Below are 18,661 nucleotides of genomic sequence, written 5' to 3' on the forward strand. Positions count from 1 at the left end.
AACCTCGTATGTGTGTCGTCCCTCGCGCTGTACCGCCGTTATCGCCCGGAGTCGTTCGCCGAGGTCATCGGGCAGGAGCATGTCACCGACCCGCTGCAGCAGGCGCTGCGGAACAACCGGGTCAATCACGCGTACCTGTTCAGCGGGCCGCGCGGCTGCGGGAAGACCACCAGTGCGCGGATCCTCGCGCGCTGTCTGAACTGCGAGCAGGGCCCCACGCCCACGCCCTGCGGCGAGTGCCAGTCCTGTCGCGACCTCGCACGGAACGGGCCTGGTTCCATCGACGTCATCGAGATCGACGCGGCCTCCCACGGTGGCGTGGACGACGCCCGTGACCTGCGCGAGAAGGCTTTCTTCGGGCCCGCGAGCAGCCGGTACAAGATCTACATCATCGACGAGGCCCACATGGTCACGTCGGCCGGCTTCAACGCGCTCCTGAAGGTCGTCGAGGAGCCCCCGGAGCACCTCAAGTTCATCTTCGCCACCACCGAGCCCGAGAAGGTCATCGGGACGATCCGGTCGCGTACGCACCACTATCCGTTCCGGCTGGTACCCCCCGGGACCCTGCGGGAGTACCTCGGCGAGGTCTGCGGACGCGAAGGCATGCCCGTCGAGGACGGGGTGCTTCCGCTCGTCGTGCGGGCCGGCGCAGGATCCGTGCGTGACTCCATGTCCGTCATGGACCAGCTCCTCGCGGGTGCCAAGGACAACGGTGTGACGTACGCCATGGCCACCTCCCTTCTCGGCTATACGGACGGCTCGCTGCTCGACTCCGTGGTCGAGGCCTTCGCCGCGGGCGACGGTGCCGCGGCCTTCGAGGTCGTGGACCGGGTCATCGAGGGCGGCAACGACCCCCGCCGGTTCGTCGCCGACCTGCTGGAGCGGCTGCGCGACCTCGTGATCCTGGCGGCCGTGCCCGACGCCGGTGAGAAGGGGCTCATCGACGCCCCCGTGGACGTGGTGGAGCGGATGACGGCCCAGGCCGGGGTCTTCGGCGCCGCCGAGCTGAGTCGCGCCGCCGATCTCGTCAACACGGGGCTGACGGAGATGCGGGGGGCCACCTCGCCCCGCCTCCAGCTCGAACTGATCTGCGCGCGCGTGCTGCTGCCCGCTGCCTACGGCGACGAGCGGTCCGTCATGGCCCGGCTAGACCGGATCGAGCGCGGCGTGAACTTCAGCGGGGGAGGGACGGGAGCGGGGGGCGGCATCGGGGCCGGCATCGGAGCCGGGGGCGGCGGGCCTGCCGTCGGTTACGTGCCCGGGCCCGACGCCCACCCGGGAGCCCACCCCGGAGCCCTTGCGGGACAGCAGGGGCCCGCGGGGGTGCAGGGCGGTGGTCCCGCCGCCGCCCGCGCCGCCGTGCGGGGGGGAGGTGGAGTGGGGCAGGGGGTCGGAGCTCCCGTTCCAGGCGCCGGTCCCGGCGCTGGGCCCGGTGCCGGTCCCGGTGCCGGTTCAGGTTTCAGTGGTGATGTGGGGCCCGGGGCCGTCCAGGTTCCGGCAGCTCCCGCCGTCGCGTACACGCCTCCGCCCGCTCCCGCTCCCGCCGAGCCTGTTCCCGCCCCCAGTCCTACTCCGGCTGCGCCCCCTGCGGAGCAGCCGGCCGCCGGTGGTGCGCCCGGTGCCTGGCCCACCGCGACAGCCGTGGGCAGCGGGCGGCGGCCGGGTGGCTGGCCGACCACGGCAGCCGCCGGCGGGGGACAGCCCGCGTCCGGAGCGTCTGCCGCGTCCGGTTCCCGCCCCGCACCGGCGTCCGCGCCCTCCTCCCACGCCCCTGCCTCCGCCGCCGGCCCCGCGTCTCAGGGGTCCGCGGGTCCTGCCGCGTACTCCGGCGCACCGAGCGGAGGGCCCGACCCCCGCACGCTCTGGCCGAACATCCTGGAAGCGGTGAAGAACCGGCGCCGCTTCACCTGGATCCTGCTCAGCCAGAACGCCCAGGTCACCGGCTTCGACGGCAGCACCCTCCAGATCGGGTTCGTCAACGTCGGAGCGCGGGACAACTTCGCGAGCAGCGGCAGCGAGGAGGTGCTGAAGCAAGCACTGTCCGAGTTGTTCAACGTGAACTGGAAGATCGAAGCGGTCATCGATCCGTCCGGAGGTTCCGCACCGCCGCCCGCACCCGGCGGCGGCTTCGGTGGGGGTGGCTACGGCGGCGGCACTGGCGGCGGAGGTTATCCGTCGGGTGGCGGCGCCGCTCAGGGCATGGGCGCGCCCCGCCCCGCCGCGCAGCAGCCCGCGGCCCAGGCTCCGGCTTCGGCGCCCGGCCCGGCTTCCCAGTCGTCACAGAACCGCCCGGCATCCTCCTCCGGCGCCGGAGGAGGCTCCGGTTCCGGCTCCGGGCCCTCGTCCGCTTCGGCTCATCAGTCCCCGCCCCGGCCCGCCGCCCAGGAGCCGCCTCCCATCTCGCCGGAGGACGACACCCCGGAGGACGACGATCCCGACCTCGACGAGTCGGCACTGTCGGGCCACGAACTGATCGTCCGCGAGCTGGGAGCGACGGTGCTGGAGGAGTTCTCCCACGAGTAGCCGCCCGACCGCTGCAGTGGCCGCCGCAGTGAGCTGCCGCAGTGGGCTGCCGCAGCAGGCCCCCGCAGGCCCCCCGGCAACCGGGCCCCGTAAGGGGCGCGGGGAACTGCGCACCCCAGCCCTCACCGACCCGCACCCGCCACGGACCCGCACTCGCCCACGACCTACCCCCGCACCCGGCCCACCCCCAACGCCCCGGCCCACCTCCGCCCCCCACCCCCACCCCGTCACCAGCGCCCCGCCGCAGGCGCTCTGGCGCCCGCTAGGCTGACCCCCGTGAAGGTCCTAGTAATCGGCGGCGGTGCCCGCGAACACGCCCTGTGCCGCTCCCTCTCCCTCGACTCCGACGTCACCGCGCTGCACTGTGCCCCCGGCAACGCGGGCATCGCGGAGGTGGCCGAGCTGCACCCGGTCGACGCCCTCGACGGCAAGGCCGTGGCCGCGCTGGCCACGGACCTCGGCGCCGAGCTGGTGATCGTCGGCCCGGAGGCACCCCTTGTCGCCGGGGTCGCCGACGCCGTGCGCGAGGCGGGCATTCCGGTGTTCGGCCCCTCGCAGGAGGCCGCCCAGCTGGAGGGCTCGAAGGCCTTCGCCAAGGACGTCATGGCGGGCGCGGGCGTACCCACCGCCCGCTCGTACGTCTGCACGACCCCCGCCGAGGTGGACGAGGCGCTGGACGCCTTCGGCGCCCCGTACGTCGTCAAAGACGACGGTCTCGCGGCCGGCAAGGGTGTCGTCGTGACCGACGACCTCGAAGCCGCCGCGGCCCACGCCAACGCCTGCGACCGCGTGGTCATCGAGGAGTTCCTCGACGGCCCCGAGGTCTCCCTCTTCGCGATCACCGACGGTGTGACGGTCGTCCCGCTGCAGCCGGCCCAGGACTTCAAGCGGGCCCTCGACGGCGACGCGGGTCCGAACACCGGTGGCATGGGCGCGTACTCGCCCCTTCCGTGGGCCGATCCGAAGCTGGTCGAGGAGGTCATGCAGACCGTTCTGCAGCCGACCGTCGACGAGCTGCGCCGCCGCGGCACCCCGTTCTCCGGACTGCTGTACGCCGGACTCGCGATCACCTCGCGCGGTGTGCGGGTCATCGAGTTCAACGCCCGCTTCGGCGACCCCGAGACCCAGGTCGTCCTCGCCCGGCTGAGGACCCCGCTCTCCGGCATCCTCCTCGCGGCCGCGAACGGCACCCTCGCCGACCTCGAACCGCTGCGCTGGAGCGACGACGCCGCCGTCACCGTGGTCATCGCCTCGCACAACTATCCCGGCACCCCGCGCACCGGCGACCCCATCGAGGGCCTCGGCGACGTGGCGGCCGAGGACGCCCCGCACGCGTACGTCCTGCACGCCGGTACGAAGCGTGACGGCGACGCGGTCCTCAGCGCGGGCGGCCGGGTGCTCTCGGTCACGGCGAGCGGCAAGGACCTCACCCAGGCCCGCACCCGGGCGTACAGGGCGGTCAACCGGATTCGTCTCGACGGCTCCCAGTTCCGTACGGACATCGCGGCGAAGGTGGCGGAAGCCGCCGCGGAGTAATTTCAGTAACCCTCGGTTACGGGTTCCCACCTGCACCGTCTCCGAGCGCACAGCACCACGCGGCACTTCCGGGCCCCGGATCCAGCAACGGATCCGGGGCCCTTTCGTCAGCCACCTCTAGCCAAAGCCATTCCATCGAGTGACCGATCCCCCATCCGGCTGACGACGGCCGGGGCCCCAACTATGGTGCGGCGCAAGCGTTCCGGCACTTGGCCCACCGGCATTGCGATGTCAGTCGTGGGTGCCACAGTGGGGGAGTGAGTAACGCCATGGACGTCCGCCGGCGGTGGCTGGGTATGCACACGCCGGGTGGGCAATAGGGGGTGACACCGGTCGTGTCCGGTATGGGAGTGGAGTTGGGTGCGCACACCGCGCGCTCACGGGCTCTCGCCGTGCTGCGCATCCGCAGCAGGGCGCTGGCCGTCGCCCTGCTGCCCGCGGCCGTCGCCGTCGTCCTGCTCGTCGGAGGGTCGACCGGGCACATCGACGGCCCCGGCTGGGGCGTGGTGCGCGCGGTCGTGACGGGGGTCGCCGTCTTCGTGCTGCTCTGCGCGGTGGGTGTCGCGCTGCTCGTCGCCCGTTCGCGGCCGGCCATGAGCCCCACGGTCCCGGTCGCCGAGGAGTCGGCGCCCGACCTGTACCGCATGGTGCGGGATCTGGCGGAGCGCCTCGAAGTGCCCGCGCCCTCAGCGATAGCGCTCACCCCGGACTGCGACAGCTGGCTGGAGGACCGGACCCATCCGGCCCACGGCCCGCCCCGCCCTGAGTCCGCGGACGAGATGGAAGGCGGCGGCCGTGGCCTGACCTCGGCACACCGGCGTACGCCCGCCGCGCCCGTCCTCGTCATCGGCTCTCCCTTCCTGTGGTGGATGCGGGTGGGTGAGCTGCGGGCCGTGCTCGCCCCGGTCGTCGCGGGTACGGGACCGTCGGCGCACCCCGACATAGCCGCGGCCCGGCGCTTCGTACGAGGTCTCGACGCGGCCGTGGCGGTGGCGTCGGCGCCCACGCGCGGGCCGCTGACTCGCATGGTGCTCGGCGTGGCCGGCTGGGTGGCGAGGATTCTGCTGCGCGGCTGCCGGGTGCACGCCGCGGAGATGGAACGGGGCGTGGCGACCGCGGCGGCCGAGCGTGCGCAGACGGTGGACTACGGGCTGCGGATCGTCGCGCAGGAGCAGGTGGGTCTGGCGTACGCGGGCTGGGACCGGCTGCTGACGCGGGTCGCGCTGCCCGCCTGGCGCATGGGGCGGTGGCCGTCCCGGCTGGACGCGGGTGTCGTCGCGGCGCTCACCGAACTGTCCCGGCGTGACCGGCTGGCCGAGGGCTTCACCTCCCGGCTCGGCGAACGGCCCGCCTGCGATCTCCTGGAGGAGCCGGGCGCGATCGACGAGGCGACGTCCCTGCTGGCCGCGCGCCTCTTCCACGGCGGCCCCGCCGAGACCGGACCCGACTGGGCCCCGGTCGACTGGGCCGAGTACCCGGACGAGGTCGTCGACCGCAAGTGGCGTACGGACGCGGCACGGCTCCACCGCGTACTGGACGGACTCGGCGTGAGCCGCACCGCGGAGCCGGGAACATCGGAGCCCGGCGGCCCGACGCTGGACCGCGTCATGGACCACCTGACCGCACGCACGCCCCCTCGGCCCACGGAGGCCGACACGTTCCCGCCCCCGGAGGCCGAGCGGAACGCCACCGAGGTGGCGACGGGCAGCACCGAGGCCACGACCCCCGCCGAGGCCACGGCTCCCGCCGAGGTGACGGAGAGCGGCGCGACGGCGTACGAGGCCGAGGGCAGGCACGACAGCGACGAGGACGGGGTCCCGGCGACCGAGCGGAGCGCGGAGCTCGCGGCGGTGCTGAGCGCGGCGCTGGCGCGCGAGGAGGCCGCGGTGACCGCCGAGGCCGCGGCGCCCTCGACGTCCTCCGCGGGGCAGGGAGGCCCCGACCTGGCGCTCTGGGACGACGGCGCGCTGCCGCTCTTCCCCCTGCAACCCCCTCGTACGGGGCGCGAGTTGCTCGGTGATCATGTGACGGCGATGGTGTGCTGCGCGGCGATGGACACGGCCGGGGCGCTGCCGGGGCTCGACTGGCTGGACGGCCCGTCGCTCCTCGTCAACGGCGAACGCTCCGCCGACCTGGGCCCCCGCGTCCTCAGCCTCATCGAGGAGGGCGACCCCGCCCCTCTGCGAGCCTGGCTCCAGGCCCTGGGAGTACGCGCAGAAAAACCAGTAAGACTGGTCTGACCCCGCCCCACCCCCACCCACCTGAGGGCGCGAGGAACCGCGCACATCAGCCCCAACCGCCCCGCACGCCACGCAACCCCCCCCCGCACCCCGACCCACCCAGGGGCGCGGGGAACCGCGCACTTCAACCCCAACCACCCCGCACGCCGCAGCAAACCCCCGCACCCCCACCCACCCAGGGGCGCGAGGAACCGCGCACGTCAGCCCCGACCACCCCGCACGCCGCGCAGACCCCCCGCGCACTCACCCCCCGCCCCCATCTCCCCACCCCCCGAAGGCAATTAGCAACGAACGGTGACGGCACGCATGCGTAATGTGATGTGCTGGGCCCACCCGTGCGCGGGGCACACCAGGGCAAGGACGTACGAGGGAGGGAACGTCACATGGGGACCGAGCAGATCCGCCGATGGGAGTCGGGAGCGCTGGCGCACGCCGTCACGGACCCATTCGGACAGGGCCCCGTCCCCTGGCTGCGCGGCAGCGAGAGTTACTTCGACGACACGGGCCACGTGGTCCCCTGGTACGTCGACCACACCCCGCCCCCCACGCCCCCCGGCGCGACCACCGCCCACGACCGCTACCGAAGTTCGGGCCCGCGCGTCCCCACCCCGCGCGCGACCGCCGGAGACCCCCGCTCGGCCGACGACGTCCACCGGCAGATCAAGGGGTTCGCCTCCACCGGCGCGGTCGCCCCCGGCGAGGCCGTCGACTTCCACATCACGGTGGACCCGCCCCAGCAGTTCGGCGTGGACGTCTACCGCATCGGCCACTACGGCGGCGACGGCGCCAGCAAGATCACCACCAGCCCGCGCCTCTCCGGGATCGTCCAGCCGCCGCCGCTCACCGCGGACCGCACGGTCTCCTGCCACCACTGGTGGCTCTCCTGGCGGCTGCAGATCCCGTCGTACTGGAGCATCGGCGCGTATGTCGCCGTCCTCACCACGGACGACGGGCACCGCTCCCACATCCCGTTCACGGTCCGCGACGACCATCCCGCCGACCTGCTGCTCGTCCTGCCGGACATCACCTGGCAGGCGTACAACCTCTACCCGGAGGACGGCCGCACGGGCGCGAGTCTCTACCACGCGTGGGACGAGGACGGCAGGCTGCTCGGCGAGGCCGACGCGGCGACGACGGTCTCCTTCGACCGCCCGTACGCGGGCGCGGGGCTGCCCCTGCACGTGGGCCACGCCTACGACTTCATCCGCTGGGCCGAGCGCTACGGCTACGACCTCGCGTACGCCGACGCCCGCGACCTGCACGCCGGCCGTATCGACCCCACGCGCTACCGCGGCCTGGTCTTCCCGGGGCACGACGAGTACTGGTCGACGACCATGCGCCGGACCGTGGACATCGCCCGCGAGCAGGGCACCTCCCTCGTCTTCCTCTCCGCCAACACCATGTACTGGCAGGTGGATCTGGCGCCCTCCGCGTCCGGCGCCCCCGACCGGCTGCTCACCTGCCTGAAGCGCCGCGGCCCCGGCAGACCCGCGCTGTGGCGGGAGATCGACCGCCCGGAGCAGGAGGTCCTCGGAATCCAGTACGCGGGCCGGGTCCCCGAGGCCCACCCCCTCGTCGTCCGCAACGCCGACCACTGGCTGTGGGAGGCGACCGGCGCCCATGAGGGCGACGAGCTGGAGGGCATGGTCGCGGGCGAGGCCGACCGCTACTTCCCCCGTGTCGCGCTCCCCGAGCACCAGGGCCGCATCCTCCTCTCCCACTCCCCGTACCGGGACACGGAGGGGACGATCCGCCACCAGGAGACGTCCCTGTACCGCGCGCACTCCGGTGCCCTCGTCTTCGCGGCGGGCACCTTCGCCTGGTCCCCGGCCCTGGACCGGCCGGGGCACACGGACGCCCGGGTCCAGCGGGCCACGGCCAACCTCCTGGACCGCATCTGCAAACGCGACTGAGGCCGCCTCCCCGCCGGCCCCGCTCCGCCCCCTGGCCGGGCCCCGGCCGCCCATGCGGGAGAATCGAGCCATTCAGTCAGAACCCCGCGGAGGAACCGTGTCCGGATTCGTCGAAAAGCCCCAGCCTCTTGAGGTTCCGGGTCTGGTGCACCTGCACACGGGCAAGGTGCGCGACCTGTACCAGAACGAGGCGGGTGACCTCGTGATGGTCGCCAGCGACCGTATGTCCGCGTACGACTGGGTGCTGCCCACGGAGATCCCCGACAAGGGCCGTGTCCTGACGCAGCTCTCGCTCTGGTGGTTCGACCAGCTCGCCGACCTGATGCCGAACCACGTCCTCGATACGGAACCGCCGGCCGGCGCCCCCGACGACTGGCAGGGCCGCACCCTGGTCTGCAAGTCCCTGCGGATGGTCCCGGTCGAGTGCGTCGCCCGCGGCTATCTCACGGGCTCCGGTCTCGCCGAGTACAACGAGACCCGTACGGTCTGCGGTCTCGCGCTTCCGCACGGGCTGACCGACGGCTCGGAGCTGCCCGCCCCGATCTTCACCCCGGCCACCAAGGCGGCCGTCGGCGAGCACGACGAGAACGTGTCGTACGAGGAGGTCGCCCGCCAGGTCGGCGCGGAGACCGCGGCCCAGCTGCGGCAGGCGACCCTCGCGGTCTACGGCCGTGGCCGTGACATCGCGCGCGACCGCGGAATCCTCCTCGCGGACACGAAGTTCGAGTTCGGCTTCGACGGCGAGACGCTGGTCGTCGCCGACGAGGTGCTGACCCCGGACTCGTCCCGCTTCTGGCCGGCCGACCAGTGGGAGCCGGGCCGCGCGCAGCCGTCGTTCGACAAGCAGTACGTACGCGACTGGCTGACCTCCGCCGAGTCGGGCTGGGACCGCAGGAGCGAGCAGCCGCCGCCCGCGCTGCCCCAGCAGGTGGTGGACGCGACCCGCGCCAAGTACGTGGAGGCGTACGAGCGTCTGACGGGCACGCCCTGGGCCTGAAGGCCCTGGGGGCCTGCGTGAACCCGCGGGCGGGTGTGAATCCGCCGGCGGCCACCGCCCGGCCGCCCGGCCCGACCCTCCGGAGCCCCGCGGCCAACGCAGAAACCCCCGGTCGATGACCGGGGGTTTCTGTCTCTGAGCGGACGACCAGGTTCGAACTGGCGACCTCAACCTTGGCAAGGTTGCGCTCTACCAACTGAGCTACGTCCGCGCCGCGCGGTGGCTTTCGCCGTGGCGCGAGAGCAACTATACCCAACCTCGCTCGCGTGCGAGACGCACCGCCGAGTGACGGTTCTCGGCTCCGAGTTTGGACACGGCCGACGACAGATAGTTCCGTACGGTCCCCTGCGACAGCGCGGCCCGCTCCGCGATCTCCGCGATGGGCGCCCCGTCGGAGGCCAGCTCCAGCACCTCGGCCTCGCGCGCGGTGAGCGGCGAATCCCCGGCGGAGATCGCGTCGGCCGCCAACTCGGGGTCGACATAACGGTTTCCCGCGTGCACGGTACGGATGATCTCCGCGAGCCGTTGCGCGCTCACCGTCTTCGGGACGAAACCGCGCACACCGGCCGCCAGCGCCCGCTTGAGATGTCCGGGGCGCCCATGGCTCGTCACGATGAGCACGCGGCAGGCGGGCAGTTCGGTCCGCAGCGATGTGGCCACCCTCACACCGTCGGCGCCGGGCATCTGCAGATCCAGTACGGCCACATCGGGTTCGTGCGCCCGTGCCATCGCCAGCGCCTCGGGCCCGCCGGCCGCCTCCGCCACCACGAGCAGATCGTCCTCGAGACCCAGCAGCGCGGCGAGCGCCCCCCGGATGAGGTGCTCGTCGTCGGCGAGCAGCAGCCGGATGGGTCGTACGGATGTCATGGGGTGACCTCTTCACTCACTGAGCGCGAAACGGTGGCCTCCGAGGAGGCGGACGGGGAAGCCGTCGAGGAGGCGGGCGGCAGGGGGACCTCGGCCACGACCCGGAAGAGGTCGCCGTCGACGGGTCCGGCTTCCAGCGTCCCGGCCACCGCGGCCAGCCGCTCCCGCAGCCCGGCGAGACCGGTCCCGCCGCCGGTGCCTCCGCCGAGCGCGCCCGGTTTCCCGGTCGCCTCCTGTGCGGCGGTGCGCTCCGCCCCGTCGTTCTCGACCGTGAGGGTCACGTGGTTACCCGCCGGTCGCAACGTCACACGGCACCGCCGGGCGTCGCCGTGCCGCAGCACGTTCGTGGTGGCCTCCCGTACGACCCAGCCGAGCGCCGACTGGACCGCAGGAGGCAGCCCGGTCGCGGAACCGGTCACCGAGCAGTCGACCCCGGCCGCCGTCAGGACGCCCTGCGCGCCGGCGAGTTCGGCGCCGAGGTCGGCCTCGCGGTAGCCCCGTACGACCTCGCGGACCTCGCGCTGCGACTCGCGGGCGATCCGCTGCACCTCGATCATCTGGTCCACGGCCTCGGGGCGCCCGCGGCGGGACAGCTGGACGGCGAGTTCGCTCTTGAGGGCGATCACCGCGAGGTTGCGGCCCATCACGTCGTGCAGGTCGCGTCCGAAGCGCAGCCGTTCCTCGGCGACGGCGAGGCGCGTACGGGTCTCGCGGGCCGCGTCCAGCTCGTACACGGAGTCCAGCAGCCAGACCGAGAAGACGGAGGTGAAGGAGAGGCCGCCGCCGCCGAACAGGGTCGCGAGCCCCACTCCCAGCGCGGCGGACCCGTTGAGGCCCACGGCGAGCGCCACCAGTCCGGCTCCCGCGGCGACGCCGGTCACGATGCCCAGGACGCGCCGCCGGCCGCGTACCCCGAGCGCGAGGGTGCCGACCCCGAAGACCAGCACACCCACGCAGAGCGAGGTCGTCGCGGCCGCCGTGCCCCCGCCTGCCGGCGCGTGCCCGGCGAGGCCGAGCGCGGCGGCCCCGAACAGCGCGGAGAACACGCCGAGGGAGAGGAGCAGGCGTACGGGCTGTTCACGCGTGCCGCGCGTCCAGTCGAGCGACCTGGACGCGGTCACCCCGCACAGCACGGCGTGGGCGCACAGCGGCAGGAACAGCACGACGGCGAGGCCGGCCTCGACCTGCCCGAAGACCGGCAGTCCGATCGCGGTGAGCTCCACCAGCGGGAAGAAATGGAAGGACCAGCGGGTGTACGTCTCGACCTTCCCCAGCGTGCTCTTCCCGCGCCACCAGAGACCCGGCCCGCGCATTCCCGAACTCCCGATTCCCATGACCGACCGTCCCGTCCCCGTCTGCGTCGCCGCTCCGCCTTCGTGCGCTGCGCGGGCCGGGGTCAGCGCCTCGGTTCCCAGCGGAACCACTTCTGTACAGCAAACACCGAGAGCACGATCCAGGCCAGCGCCGTGGCGACCGCGCCCAGCGTCTCGTACGTGGAGAGGTTCCCGGCCCAGCCGCCGCGGATGAGGGTGATCACCGGGGACAGCGGGAGCAGTTCGCAGAAGGTGGCGAGCCGGTCGGGCATGACCTCGAAGGGCACGACGGTGCCGGAGCCCACCATCGACACGAGCAGCAGCGGCATCGCCGCGACCTGGGCGCCCTCCACGCTCCTGCTGAAACTCGCCGTGATCGCCGCGAGCACCGGCCACATCGCGAGTCCCAGCAGCAGCCCCAGGACGGAGAGGAGAGGTGCCTCGGGCGCTTCCACGTCCATGAGCGCCGCGCAGGCGGCCGTCAGCACCAGGCACTGCACCAGACCGATGAGGACCGAGGGGACCGCGGCGCCCGTCAGGATCTCGGCGTCCCGCAGTTCCCCGGTACGCAGCCGCTTGAGGACGAGTTCCTCGCGGCGGGCGGCGTAGACGCTCACGAGCGAGCTGTAGACGGCGAAGAGCAGGGAGAAACCGACGGCGGAGGGCAGGATGACCGTGCCCACCGAGAGGCCGGATCCCGCCAGGTCCATGTCCTCGGCCGTCGAGCGCAGGCTGAGCGGCAGGACCAGCGGTACGAAGACGGCCGCGAAGAAGGTGGCCCTGCTGCGCGAGAGGAGGGTGAGCTCGGCCCGGGCGAGGGAGGTCATGCGTCCGACCGCGGTCACCGTCGACTTCGCGGGTGCGGTACCGGTCACGGTTGCGGCGCTCATGCCACGTGCTCCTTCTCCGAGTGCTGTGCCTGCCCTGCGTTCCCCGTCCGGCCCGCGTTCCCTGCCGGTCCGGCCTGGTCCGCCGTCGCCGCGTCCCGCTCGGACACGTCCCGCGCGATGCGCAGGAACGCCTCCTCCAGGGACCCCGACCGGATGTCGAGCCCCCGCAGCTCGACACCGGTCCGCTCGGCCCACGTCAGCAGCCCGGTGGCGGCCCGCTGCAGTTCGTCCGTACGCAGCCGCAGCACGCGTCCGACGACCTCGTGCCCGGTGACGCCGAGGGAGTCGAGCGGCGGCAGATCGCCGGGGAAGTAGCCGGTGGGCAGTTCGAAGGAGATCCGCGACGGCTGGGAGGCGGTCACCTCGGCCGGGGTGCCGGAGACCGCGATGCGCCCGGCGTGCAGGATCGCGAGCCGGTCCGCGAGCCCTTCCGCCTCCTCCAGGTAGTGGGTGGTGAGCAGCACGGTCGTGCCCTGTGCGCGCAGTTCACGCACCAACTCCCAGGTCTCCTGGCGCCCTTCGGCGTCGAGGCCGGTCGTCGGCTCGTCCAGGAAGAGCACCTCGGGCCGTCCGAGGAGCGCGAGTGCCAGGTCCAGGCGCCGCTTCTCTCCCCCGGACAGCTGCTTCACCCGTACGCCGGCCCGGCGCGTGAGGCCGACCAGGGACAGCGCCTCGCTCTCGGGCCGGGCGCCGCTGGTGCAGCCGGCCCACATCCGGACCGTCTCCGAGACGGTCAGCTCGGACGGGAAGCCGCCCTCCTGGAGCATGAGGCCGATGCGCGGGCGGACGGCGGAACGTTCGGTGTACGGGTCGTGGCCGAGGACGCGCACCCGACCGCCGGCCGGCCGGGCGAGGCCCTCGATGAGTTCGACGGTGGAGGTCTTGCCCGCGCCATTGGTGCCGAGCAGTGCGAAGAGTTCGCCCCGGGCGACTTCGAAGGAGACCCCTCGGACCGCCTCGAACCCTCCCCCGTAGACGCGTCGGAGATCAGTGACCTCGATCACGGGCTCATTCGTATTCATGACTCAAGCGTCTCGGCCGACGGCGGGACTCGGCAGTGCACGCTGTCACCGGGTGGACATGACAAATGTCAGGGTGGGTGAGGGTGCGGGCGCGGGCTCGAGTGCGGGCGCGTCCGGGCACACAAGAAAGGCCCCGGTCACTGACCGGAGCCTCTGCTCGCTACTACCTCACTACTGCACTGCTTCTTACGCTGAGCGGACGACCAGGTTCGAACTGGCGACCTCAACCTTGGCAAGGTTGCGCTCTACCAACTGAGCTACGTCCGCATTGCCTCCGACCGGCTTTCACCGATCGGCGCGAGCACCAGCCTACCTGATCGAAAGGACGATCAGACCGGCGATGCAGAGCGGGTGACAGGAATTGCACACTGCGCCTTCCCCCTGGAAGGGGGATGTTCTGCTACTGAACTACACCCGCGTGACTCCGGTGAGCCGGGCCTTTCGGCCTTGCCCCTCGGCGTGCTCCAGACTCTAGCCGATCGCCAGGGGTACAACGCAAGTCGACTACCCCCAGGCCCAAATGAACCCCTCCACCCCCGACCCCCCAAGGGGCGCGGCGAACGGCACACCCAGCCCCCACCCCGCCGCACCCGACGAGCAACCCCCGCCCCGCCCCCCTAAGGGGCGCGGGGAACGGCGCACTCAACCTCTACGCCGCCGCACCCACCACACAACCCCCGCCCCAACCCCGCAAGGGGCGCGGGGAACGGCGCACCCAGCCCTCACCCCGCCGCACCCGACGCGCGAACGTCGACGCAGGGCCCCGCCCGCCCCAGGCACAGGAGTCCGACCCCCGAGCGGCCGAACTCCCCGCACAAGCAACACCCGCACCCGCGCAGCGGCACCCGCACCCACGCCCCGCAGGGCGCGCCCCTACTGCGCAGCGGTAAAAGCCTCATACACCCGCTTGGGAATCCGCCCCCGCGCAGGAACCTCCAGCTTGTTGGACTGCGCCCACGCGCGAACGGCCGCCGGATCGGGCGCCACCGCCGTCTGCCGGTACGCCTTCCCGGAACGCGACCGCTTGCGGCCGGCCTCCACATACGGCTCCAACGACCTGCGCAACTGCTCGGCATTGGCCGGATTCAGGTCGATCTCGTACGACTTGCCGTCCAGACCGAAGGCGATCGTTTCCGCCGCTTCCGAGCCGTCGATGTCGTCGGAGAGAGTGACTACGACACGCTGCGCCACGAATATCGGTCCCTTCGTGCGGCATCTATCCGGCGACGTGCGATGACGTGCCGAGATGCCGACTGTCCGACTGCTTTTATGGGTGATTGGGCAAAGTATCGGCTATTGCCAATTCATTTGTACAGTGCCCGGCAATCCAATGTGAAGCTCGACTAAATCTCTTGGCGTGTCCCCCAGGCAATAGGGGACCCGGTCCCGATCCGGATCTTTCCCAGGATTTTTCGTGAAGGCAGCCCGACGATAGGTTCTCGATGCGGAATCGTGATGACCGTCACGTAGATTCCTACGAATCTACCCGCGTAGAAATTTTGTACGGGTAGTCTGAAGGAACCTGCTCAGCACCACACACCGGGAGTGCCAGTGGCACGCGTCGTAGTCGACGTCATGCTCAAGCCGGAGATCCTCGACCCCCAGGGCCAGGCGGTGCAGCGTGCACTGCCGCGCCTCGGTTTCGAAGGCATCTCCGACGTCCGTCAGGGAAAGCGATTCGAACTGGAAGTGGACGGACCGGTGGACGACACCGCCCTCGCCCGCATCCACGAACTCGCCGAATCCTTCCTCGCCAACACCGTGATCGAGGACTTCACCGTCAAGGTCGAGGAAGTCGCGGAGGCCGGAAAGTGACCGCTCGTATTGGCGTCGTCACTTTCCCGGGAAGCCTCGACGACCGGGACACCCAGCGTGCGATCAAGCTCGCCGGTGCGGAACCCGTCGCTCTCTGGCACAAGGACAAGGACCTCAAGCAGGTCGACGCCGTTGTCCTGCCGGGTGGTTTCTCGTACGGCGACTATCTGCGCGCCGGTGCGATCTCCCGCTTCTCGCCGGTCATGGCGACGGTGATTGAGCAGGCGAAGTCGGGAATGCCGGTGCTCGGCATCTGCAACGGCTTCCAGATCCTCACCGAGGCCCATCTCCTTCCCGGCGGGATGCTCGGCAACGACCACCTCCACTTCATCTGCCGCGACCAGAAGTTGAAGGTGGAGAACGCGGACACCGCCTGGACCGTGGACTACGAGTCCGGCCAGGAGATCCACATCCCGCTGAAGAACATGGACGGGCGGTACGTCGCCGACGAGCGCACCCTCGACATGCTGGAGGCGGAGGGCCGCGTCGTCTTCCGTTACGTGGTCGGCGGCGAGTTCGCCGACGGTTTCGGCAATCCCAACGGCTCGCTGCGGGACATCGCCGGCATCACGAACGAGGCGGGCAACGTCGTCGGTCTGATGCCGCACCCGGAGCACGCTGTCGAACCCCTCGTCGGGTCCGGCCGCACCGACGGCCTCCCCTTCTTCACCTCGATCCTCAAGAAGCTGGTCAACGCATGAGCCGGACGCCTCTGGACACGGTCGAGCACGCGGCCGAGACCCCCGACGTCGAGCTGCCCTGGGCCGAACTCGGCCTGAAGAAGGACGAGTACGAGCGGGTCGTGGAGATCCTCGGCCGCCGCCCGACCGGCGCCGAGCTGGCCATGTACTCGGTCATGTGGTCCGAGCACTGCAGCTACAAGTCCTCGAAGGTGCACCTGCGCCAGTTCGGCGAGAAGGCGCCCCAGTCGGACGCCCTCCTCGTCGGCATCGGCGAGAACGCGGGCGTCGTCGACGTCGGCCAGGGCTACGCGGTCACCTTCAAGGTCGAGTCGCACAACCACCCGTCGTACGTCGAGCCCTACCAGGGCGCGGCCACCGGCGTCGGCGGCATCGTGCGCGACATCATCGCGATGGGCGCGCGCCCGGTGGCGGTGGTCGACCCGCTGCGCTTCGGCGCCGCCGACCACCCCGACACCAAGCGCGTCCTGCCCGGTGTCGTCGCGGGCATCGGCGGCTACGGCAACTGTCTGGGCCTGCCCAACATCGGCGGCGAGGTCGTCTTCGACGCCTGCTACCAGGGCAACCCGCTGGTCAACGCCGGTGCCATCGGCGTGATGCGGCACGAGGACATCCACCTCGCGAAGGCGTCGGGCTCGGGCAACAAGGTCATCCTGTACGGGGCCCGCACGGGCGGTGACGGCATCGGCGGCGCCTCCATCCTGGCCTCCGAGACCTTCGACGACGCGAAGCCCTCCAAGCGTCCCGCCGTCCAGGTCGGCGACCCGTTCCAGGAGAAGCTCCTCATCGAGTGCACCCTGGAGGCCTTCGCCGAGAAGCTGGTCGTCGGCATCCAGGACCTGGGAGCCGCGGGCCTGTCCTGCGCGACCAGCGAGCTGGCGTCCAACGGCTCCGGCGGCATGCGCGTCACGCTGGACGACGTACCCCTGCGCGACTCGACTCTCTCGCCCGAGGAAATCCTCATGAGCGAGTCGCAGGAACGCATGTGCGCGGTCGTCGAGCCGTCGAAGGTCGACCGCTTCCTGGAGATCTGCGACAAGTGGGACGTCATCGCCACGGTGATCGGTGAGGTCACCGACGGCGACCGCCTGGAGATCTTCTGGCACGGCGGCAAGATCGTCGACGTCGACCCGCGCACGGTCGCGCACGACGGCCCGGTCTACGAGCGTCCGTACGCCCGTCCGGAGTGGCAGGACGCGCTCCAGGCGGACGACGCGAACAAGCTGCCGCGGCCCGAGACTTCGGAGGAGCTGAAGAAGCAGGTCCTCCAACTGGTCTCCTCGCCGAACCAGGCCTCCAAGTCCTGGATCACCTCCCAGTACGACCACTTCGTGCAGGGCAACACGGTGCTGGCGCAGCCCGAGGACTCGGGCATGATCCGCATCGACGAGGAGTCCGGGCTCGGCGTCGCCATCGCCACGGACGGCAACGGCCGCTACACCAAGCTGGACCCGTACCACGGTGCGCAGTTGGCGCTGGCCGAGGCGTACCGGAACGTGGCGACGACCGGTGCCAAGCCGCTCGCCGTCTCCGACTGCCTGAACTTCGGTTCGCCCGAGGACCCGGCCGTCATGTGGCAGTTCGCGGAGGCCATCCGCGGACTGGCCGACGGGTGCCTGCAGTTGGGTACGCCGGTAACGGGCGGCAACGTCTCCCTCTACAACCAGACGGGCGAGGCGGCGATCCACCCGACGCCGGTCGTCGCGGTCCTGGGCGTCATCGACGACGTGGCCCGGCGCACGCCGGTCGCCTACCGGGAAGAGGGCCAGCTCCTCTACCTGCTCGGCGACACGCGTGAGGAGTTCGGCGGTTCGGCCTGGTCGCAGGTCGTGCACGACCACCTCGGCGGGCTGCCGCCGGTCGTGGACCTGGAGCGCGAACGCCTTCTCGCCGAGATCCTGATCTCCGCCTCGCGCGACGGCATGATCGACTCCGCGCACGACCTGTCCGACGGCGGTCTGATCCAGGCCGTGGTCGAGTCGGCGCTGCTCGGCGACAAGGGCGCGCGTCTCGTCGTACCCGACGGGCTGGACGCGTTCACGTTCCTGTTCTCCGAGTCGGCGGGCCGCGCGGTCGTGGCGATCCCACGCTCGGAGGAACTGCGCTTCACGGACATGTGCGGCGCGCGCGGCCTGCCGGCCACGCGCATCGGTGTCGTCGACGGCGACGCGGTCGAGATCCAGGGCGAGTTCACGCTCTCCCTGTCGGACCTGCGCACGGCCCACACGGAAACGATCCCGGCACTGTTCGCGTAGCCCCACGCGCTTCAGCTCCACAGCGGGGCCCCACCCGGAGGAACGGGCGGGGCCCCGCGTCGTCGTACCCCGGGCCCCTACGACGACAGCGGTGTTTCGCCCGCAGCCCGGCGAGGGCTGACCGCGCAGTTCCCCGCGCCCCTAAGGGGTGCGCCGGTTGTGCTGCGTCTGCGGGCCGGTGTGGGTTGATCGCGCAGTTCCCCGCGCCCCTGCGACGACGGGTGTGTTTCGCCCGCGGCGCGGTGGGGGCTGGCCGCGCAGTTCCCCGCGCCCCTAAAGGGCGCCGGCCACTGCTTCGTGGCGCGGGCCGTGCGATACGCGGCCCCGCCGCGACCGCGTTTCGGGCGGGGCTGCGCGTACGCGCCCCCGCCCCAACCGCCGCCAGCGGCACACGGCCGTGTCGACATGCGGCCCGGCCTTGGCCGTTTCCCGTTGCGCGCTTCTATGTCGATACGCGGCCCGCCATCGCCGCTTTCTTGGGGGCGCGGGGAACTGCGCGGCCAGCCTTCACTGGGGCTGCAGATGAAGCACGGTCCCGCCCCGGGCGTCTGCAATGGCGTGCGGCCATGTCGATGCGCGGCCCGCCATA

13 protein-coding genes and 3 tRNA genes are annotated in these 18,661 nt (G+C 71.8%); 8 read left to right on the forward strand and 8 right to left on the reverse strand.

Annotated features, from left to right (window positions below; all coding sequences use genetic code 11):
• Positions 1-12 precede the first annotated feature (12 nt).
• The 5 genes from IE278_RS29790 to IE278_RS29810 all read left to right on the forward strand — a co-directional run bounded on the left by IE278_RS29790 (position 13) and on the right by IE278_RS29810 (position 9,209).
• Entirely contained in the window at positions 13-2,523 is a 2,511-nt protein-coding gene (locus IE278_RS29790) for a DNA polymerase III subunit gamma and tau (RefSeq protein ID WP_189776355.1), read from the forward strand.
• A 276-nt stretch (positions 2,524-2,799) separates the two neighbouring features.
• On the forward strand, positions 2,800-4,059 hold the full coding sequence (purD, locus tag IE278_RS29795; protein WP_189776356.1) for a phosphoribosylamine--glycine ligase: 1,260 nt from the start codon (positions 2,800-2,802) through the stop codon (positions 4,057-4,059).
• Between the two features lie 344 nt (positions 4,060-4,403).
• Positions 4,404-6,299, forward strand: a complete 1,896-nt coding sequence (locus IE278_RS29800) for a hypothetical protein (RefSeq protein WP_189776460.1) — start codon at positions 4,404-4,406, stop codon at positions 6,297-6,299.
• 383 nt (positions 6,300-6,682) lie between these two features.
• The gene (locus IE278_RS29805; protein ID WP_189776357.1) at positions 6,683-8,212 is read left to right on the forward strand and encodes a N,N-dimethylformamidase beta subunit family domain-containing protein; all 1,530 of its coding nucleotides are present in this window, start codon (positions 6,683-6,685) and stop codon (positions 8,210-8,212) included.
• A 97-nt stretch (positions 8,213-8,309) separates the two neighbouring features.
• Complete coding sequence (locus IE278_RS29810) at positions 8,310-9,209, forward strand: phosphoribosylaminoimidazolesuccinocarboxamide synthase (protein ID WP_189776358.1); 900 nt, start codon at positions 8,310-8,312, stop codon at positions 9,207-9,209.
• Positions 9,210-9,347: 138 nt separating this feature from the next.
• On the opposite strand, the gene IE278_RS29815 is transcribed toward IE278_RS29810, so the two are convergent.
• The 8 genes from IE278_RS29815 to IE278_RS29850 all read right to left on the reverse strand — a co-directional run bounded on the left by IE278_RS29815 (position 9,348) and on the right by IE278_RS29850 (position 14,492).
• Positions 9,348-9,420, reverse strand: a tRNA-Gly gene (locus IE278_RS29815).
• 35 nt (positions 9,421-9,455) lie between these two features.
• Complete coding sequence (locus tag IE278_RS29820; RefSeq protein WP_189776359.1) at positions 9,456-10,076, reverse strand: response regulator transcription factor; 621 nt, start codon at positions 10,074-10,076, stop codon at positions 9,456-9,458.
• Complete coding sequence (locus tag IE278_RS29825; protein ID WP_189776360.1) at positions 10,073-11,389, reverse strand: sensor histidine kinase; 1,317 nt, start codon at positions 11,387-11,389, stop codon at positions 10,073-10,075. The genes IE278_RS29820 and IE278_RS29825 overlap by 4 nt, the downstream gene beginning before the upstream one ends.
• Before the next feature lie 83 nt (positions 11,390-11,472).
• Positions 11,473-12,279, reverse strand: a complete 807-nt coding sequence (locus IE278_RS29830; RefSeq protein ID WP_189776361.1) for an ABC transporter permease — start codon at positions 12,277-12,279, stop codon at positions 11,473-11,475.
• Complete coding sequence (locus IE278_RS29835) at positions 12,276-13,301, reverse strand: ABC transporter ATP-binding protein (protein WP_189776362.1); 1,026 nt, start codon at positions 13,299-13,301, stop codon at positions 12,276-12,278. Before IE278_RS29835 ends, IE278_RS29830 begins: the two co-directional genes overlap by 4 nt.
• A gap of 194 nt (positions 13,302-13,495) precedes the next feature.
• Positions 13,496-13,568, reverse strand: a tRNA-Gly gene (locus IE278_RS29840).
• Positions 13,569-13,647: 79 nt separating this feature from the next.
• A tRNA-Gly gene (locus IE278_RS29845) sits at positions 13,648-13,719 on the reverse strand.
• Positions 13,720-14,174: 455 nt separating this feature from the next.
• A complete protein-coding gene (locus IE278_RS29850; RefSeq protein WP_189776363.1) occupies positions 14,175-14,492 on the reverse strand; it encodes a histone-like nucleoid-structuring protein Lsr2 in 318 nt (105 codons plus the stop codon).
• 360 nt (positions 14,493-14,852) lie between these two features.
• On the opposite strand from IE278_RS29850, the gene purS reads away from it, so the two are divergent.
• Genes purS through purL form a run of 3 tightly spaced genes read left to right on the forward strand, consistent with a single transcriptional unit; the run spans position 14,853 to position 18,072 of the window.
• Entirely contained in the window at positions 14,853-15,116 is a 264-nt protein-coding gene (gene purS, locus IE278_RS29855) for a phosphoribosylformylglycinamidine synthase subunit PurS (protein ID WP_055518089.1), read from the forward strand.
• A complete protein-coding gene (gene purQ / locus IE278_RS29860; protein ID WP_189776364.1) occupies positions 15,113-15,817 on the forward strand; it encodes a phosphoribosylformylglycinamidine synthase subunit PurQ in 705 nt (234 codons plus the stop codon). The genes purS and purQ overlap by 4 nt, the downstream gene beginning before the upstream one ends.
• Positions 15,814-18,072 (forward strand): phosphoribosylformylglycinamidine synthase subunit PurL, encoded by a 2,259-nt coding sequence (gene purL, locus IE278_RS29865; protein ID WP_189776365.1) that lies wholly within the window; start codon positions 15,814-15,816, stop codon positions 18,070-18,072. Before purQ ends, purL begins: the two co-directional genes overlap by 4 nt.
• Positions 18,073-18,661 lie beyond the last annotated feature (589 nt).

It is taken from the genome of Streptomyces tauricus (genome assembly GCF_014650955.1).
Taxonomy (GTDB): domain Bacteria; phylum Actinomycetota; class Actinomycetes; order Streptomycetales; family Streptomycetaceae; genus Streptomyces; species Streptomyces tauricus.

Bases quoted from the DNA above. Each gene is read 5' to 3' on its own strand.
- IE278_RS29800 (WP_189776460.1), top strand. From the start codon at position 4,404: ATGGGAGTGGAGTTGGGTGCGCACACCGCGCGCTCACGGGCTCTCGCC.
- IE278_RS29805 (WP_189776357.1), top strand. From the start codon at position 6,683: ATGGGGACCGAGCAGATCCGCCGATGGGAGTCGGGAGCGCTGGCGCAC.
- IE278_RS29820 (WP_189776359.1), bottom strand. From the start codon at position 10,076: ATGACATCCGTACGACCCATCCGGCTGCTGCTCGCCGACGACGAGCAC.
- IE278_RS29825 (WP_189776360.1), bottom strand. From the start codon at position 11,389: ATGCGCGGGCCGGGTCTCTGGTGGCGCGGGAAGAGCACGCTGGGGAAG.
- IE278_RS29830 (WP_189776361.1), bottom strand. From the start codon at position 12,279: ATGAGCGCCGCAACCGTGACCGGTACCGCACCCGCGAAGTCGACGGTG.
- IE278_RS29835 (WP_189776362.1), bottom strand. From the start codon at position 13,301: ATGAATACGAATGAGCCCGTGATCGAGGTCACTGATCTCCGACGCGTC.
- purL (WP_189776365.1), top strand. From the start codon at position 15,814: ATGAGCCGGACGCCTCTGGACACGGTCGAGCACGCGGCCGAGACCCCC.